Source organism: Sulfitobacter sp. UBA4523 (assembly GCF_002388305.1).
Lineage (GTDB): Bacteria > Pseudomonadota > Alphaproteobacteria > Rhodobacterales > Rhodobacteraceae > Sulfitobacter > Sulfitobacter pontiacus.
In genome coordinates, this window is record NZ_DGMH01000075.1 from 23496 (window position 1) to 27666 (window position 4171).

The window sequence follows — 4171 nt, forward strand, 5'->3', positions numbered from 1 at the left end:
GACATTCTCTCGCGCCGGATGAACTGCGCCTCTGGCACCAGCGCCGCGATTGAGCCGCGCATGGTGTCGGACCCCATGAAAAGCGTCTCGTGTTGACCGCGCGCACGCAAAAGACGGTCGGTAAAGACATGCCCCCTCTCGGGATCAGCACAAAGCTGGATTTCATCGACCGCAACCAGATCAGCGCCCATACCTTCGGGCATCGCCTCGACGGTGCAGACCCAATATTGGGTGCGCGGCGGCACGATCCGCTCTTCGCCTGTGACCAGTGCCACGATGGACGGGCCACGCAGGGCAACGATGCGGTCATAGACCTCGCGCGCGAGCAAACGCAGCGGCAGCCCGATCACCCCCGTGCGATGCGCCAACATCCGTTCGATTGCATAGGTCGTCTTGCCTGTATTGGTCGGGCCCAAAACGGCCACGACCCTGCTGTCACCTGCCACCAGAAATTCCTTAGATCGTTAAAGCGTGCGCCCGATGCCGTCGCGCCGCAGCCCGTCGAGCGCCCTTTGCGCGTTATCATGGTGAGGGTTAATGCTTAACACTCGGCGATAGAGATCGGCAGCCGCCCGCAGATCGCCAAACTCCTGCAGGATCGCCCCCAGACCGAAGATGGCGTTATACTGCTGCGGGTTCAAGGCAAGCGTCGTTTCCAGATCATCGATTGCAGGGCCATAGAGACCTGCGGCAAAATAGGCCTGTGCACGGGCGTGATAGCCTTCGGCAAAATCAGGGGCGTGATCCGTCAGAGCTGTCAGATGGGCGATCGCCAAGGTGGTGTCCCCCTCTGACATGGCATCGCGACCACGGGAATATAGCAAATCCATCGCGGCCGAGCCGGACCGCGCCCATGCGCGCTGCACATCACGTTCGATTCGCGGCGCCTCTGCCGCGGGGGCATCGCGTAAATCCTGCAGCAATTCCGCCGCCGCAGGCGGCGACATTTGCGCGAAACTTATACCCCCAAGCAACACCCAGAGACCAAGTGCCGCGACGGTATGTTTGAGGTTGACGATGCGGTTGCCCATAACAAGAGTGAATGTAACAGGCTGCCGCCACAATTCCAGACGTGTCGGCACCATTTGCCAAGAAAAGGGCCTATGATGAGCGATATTGTGAACCAAGCTGTAACAGTGCTGAACGAAAAACTGGCGGGGGCCGACTTTGACGGCACAGCCAAGTTCGACATCGAAGACGAAGGCACTGTCATGATGGATTCGACCGGCGCACGCGCCGCGGATGAAGATGCGGATGTAACCCTTTCTGCTGACGCAGAAACTTTCCAGGCGATCCTGTCCGGCGACACCAACCCGACCGGTGCCTTCATGAGCGGCAAGCTCAAGATTGACGGCGACATGGGCATGGCGATGAAGCTGGCGTCCGTTCTCTCCTAATATGCTGGAAACCGCGCCCTTTTTCACCGACATTGCGCCACTGCCCGAAACGGGTCAGGCGCATTGGGCCGAGACATCGGATGGTAAAAAGCTGCGCGTCGCGCATTGGCCGCTGGACGGGGCAAAGGGCACCGTGCTGCTTTTCCCCGGCCGCACCGAATACGTGGAAAAATATGCGATGACCGCAAGCGCCTTTGCGAAAAAGGGGCTGGCGGTCATGGCGATTGACTGGCGGGGGCAAGGTCTGTCGGACCGGTTGATCCCCGACCGTAACATCGGCCATGTCGATGTCTTCTCTGACTATCAAAAAGATGTGGCGGCCATGATGCGGACAGCCCGCGCCTTGCAGCTGCCGCGCCCGTATTTCCTGCTGGCGCACTCCATGGGCGGGGCCATCGGCCTGCGCGCCTGTATGGAGGGTCTGTCGGTACAGGCCGCCGCCTTTACTGCGCCGATGTGGGGCATCCATATCGCGCCGCACATGCGTCTGGTGGCCGCGGGGCTTTCCAACCTGATGCCGCGCATCGGTCAGGGCTACAAGCTGCCCATCGGCACGCAGGCGGCATCCTATATCTCGACCGCGCCGTTCGAGAACAACATGCTCACCACCGACCCCGAGATGTACGAGATGATGCGCACGCAACTGGCGGCGCATCCCGAACTGTCTTTGGGCGGGCCCAGCTTTATCTGGCTGCGCGAGGCTTTATCCGAGACCAAGCATCTGTCACTGCGCGCCGCCCCCAGCCTGCCCTGCGCCACATTCCTCGGGTCCAACGAACGTATCGTGCACAAGGGCCGCATCCACGCCCGTATGGAGACTTGGAAAGGCGGTAAGCTGCATATCATTGACGGCGCAGAGCACGAAGTGCTGATGGAAATCCCCGCCACCCGCGACAAAGCGGTGGATGAGATGGCGGCCCTGTTCTTTGGAAACGCCAAAAAGTAGCGCGGATCGCAGGATGAACTTCCGCCTGCAACCTACCGTCATTCCAACGGAAAACTCGGCATCAGCGAGGATTTTCTCACCCACCCTGTTCAAACGCGCGCGCCCCGCTAGCTTATGCGCATGGCCAAGCAACCTGTTCTGACGTTCAACGAAAACGGCATTTATTGCCCCGCGGGTGATTTCTATATCGACCCGTGGCGGCCTGTGGACCGTGCTCTGATCACCCACGGGCATTCCGATCACGCCCGCTGGGGCATGAACCGGTACCTTGCCACCGACATCGCCCTGCCCGTCATGCGCCACCGTTTGGGCGACATCACCGCTGACGGCATCGCATATGGCGAGGTGCGGCAGATCGGCGGGGCGCAGGTATCGTTTCACCCCGCCGGCCACGTCCCCGGCTCTGCCCAGATACGCGTTGAGGTCGACGGCGAGGTCTGGGTTGCCTCGGGCGATTACAAGGTGGTCGATGACGGGCTGTCCGACCCGTTCGAGCCGGTGAGATGTCATCACTTCATCACCGAAAGCACCTTTGGCCTGCCGGTGTTTCGCTGGGCCGAGCAAGCCGCTGTGGCGGCAGAGATTAACGCATGGTGGGCAGGCTGCGCGGCACAGGGCAAAACGGCGTTTCTGGGGGCCTATGCCTTGGGCAAGGCACAACGCTTGCTATCGATGCTCGACCCCGACATCGGCCCGATCCTGACCCACACGGCGACCGAGAACACCAACCGCGTCATGCGCGATCAGGGGATCACCCTGCCCGACACGATCCTCGCCGATGCGGACCTGAACCCCAAGGATCACCGCGGCGCGATTGTGCTGGCCCCGCCCGGTGCCTTGGGCAGTGCGTGGTCCAAGAAGTTCGGCCCGCAGGAAACCGCCTTTGCCAGCGGATGGATGGCCGTGCGAGGTGTACGTCGACGCCGTGCGGGTGATCGCGGCTTTATCATCTCGGACCATGCGGATTGGGATGGGCTGCTGTCGGCGATCAAAGCGACAGAAGCCGAAAACATATATGTGACACATGGTTACACCGATGTCTTCAGCCGGTTTCTGGCCGATAGCGGGTGGCAAGCGCAGGTCGTTCCCACCCAGTTCGAAGGTGAAACCCTGGATAAGGACGCAAGCGAATGAAACGGTTTGCCGCGCTGTTCAACGCCATCGACCAAAGCACCAAGACGACAGTAAAAGTCGCCGCACTGTCCGACTATTTCAGCGCGGCACCGGATGACGACCGGCTATGGACCATCGCCCTATTTTCCGGCCGCCGCCCCAAACGCGCCGTCACGACCACCAAGCTGCGCGAATGGGGCGCCGAGCGCGCGAACATCCCCCTGTGGCTGTTCGAGGAAAGCTACAGCATCGTTGGCGATCTGGCCGAGACGATCACGCTCGTTCTGCCCCCCAACCCGACGCAGGATGATCAATCGCTTGCCGCGTGGATCGCGGCACTGCGCGAGATTTACACCCAGGATGAAGAGGCCCGCAAAGCCTTTGTCCTTGACGCATGGACGACGCTTGGCGGGACCGAACGATTTATCTTCAACAAGCTGATCACCGGCGGGTTTCGGGTGGGCGTCAGCCAAAAGCTGATGACCCGCGCCCTGTCTCGTGCCACGGGCAAACCCGAACCCGAGCTTGCGCATCGCCTCATGGGCAACTGGCACCCCGACGACACCACATGGCATGGGCTGGTAGAGGCCGAAGATGCCTCTGCCGACGCATCGCGCCCCTATCCCTTCTATCTGGCCTATGGGCTGGAAGCCGAGCCGCAAGAACTGGGGGATCCGCAAGACTGGCGAGCCGAATGGAAATGGGACGGCATCCG

4 protein-coding genes and 2 pseudogenes are annotated in these 4171 nt (G+C 61.4%); 4 read left to right on the top strand and 2 right to left on the bottom strand.

Annotated elements, in window-relative coordinates; genetic code table 11:
• Together B3849_RS17580 and B3849_RS17585 are read right to left on the bottom strand one after the other, a co-directional pair.
• Nucleotides 1–446, bottom strand: a pseudogene (locus B3849_RS17580) (disulfide oxidoreductase); the annotation flags it as partial.
• Nucleotides 447–464: 18 nt separating this feature from the next.
• Nucleotides 465–1031: a tetratricopeptide repeat protein gene (locus B3849_RS17585; RefSeq protein ID WP_278425674.1), complete on the bottom strand. Its 567-nt coding sequence runs from the start codon at nt 1029–1031 to the stop codon at nt 465–467.
• A 75-nt stretch (nt 1032–1106) separates the two neighbouring features.
• On the opposite strand from B3849_RS17585, the gene B3849_RS17590 reads away from it, so the two are divergent.
• The 4 genes and pseudogenes from B3849_RS17590 to B3849_RS17605 all read left to right on the top strand — a co-directional run.
• Complete coding sequence (locus B3849_RS17590; protein WP_005849186.1) at nt 1107–1397, top strand: SCP2 sterol-binding domain-containing protein; 291 nt, start codon at nt 1107–1109, stop codon at nt 1395–1397.
• Between the two features lies 1 nt (nt 1398).
• Complete coding sequence (locus B3849_RS17595; RefSeq protein ID WP_278425656.1) at nt 1399–2343, top strand: alpha/beta fold hydrolase; 945 nt, start codon at nt 1399–1401, stop codon at nt 2341–2343.
• Between the two features lie 114 nt (nt 2344–2457).
• Nucleotides 2458–3477: a ligase-associated DNA damage response exonuclease gene (locus B3849_RS17600; protein WP_286780488.1), complete on the top strand. Its 1020-nt coding sequence runs from the start codon at nt 2458–2460 to the stop codon at nt 3475–3477.
• Nucleotides 3474–4171: pseudogene (locus tag B3849_RS17605) on the top strand (ATP-dependent DNA ligase); the annotation flags it as partial. The gene B3849_RS17600 and the pseudogene B3849_RS17605, both read left to right, overlap by 4 nt.

Excerpts from the sequence above, each read along its gene's own strand:
- B3849_RS17585 (WP_278425674.1), bottom strand. The coding sequence starts at position 1,031 with ATGGGCAACCGCATCGTCAACCTCAAACATACCGTCGCGGCACTTGGT.
- B3849_RS17590 (WP_005849186.1), top strand. The coding sequence starts at position 1,107 with ATGAGCGATATTGTGAACCAAGCTGTAACAGTGCTGAACGAAAAACTG.
- B3849_RS17595 (WP_278425656.1), top strand. The coding sequence starts at position 1,399 with ATGCTGGAAACCGCGCCCTTTTTCACCGACATTGCGCCACTGCCCGAA.
- B3849_RS17600 (WP_286780488.1), top strand. The coding sequence starts at position 2,458 with ATGCGCATGGCCAAGCAACCTGTTCTGACGTTCAACGAAAACGGCATT.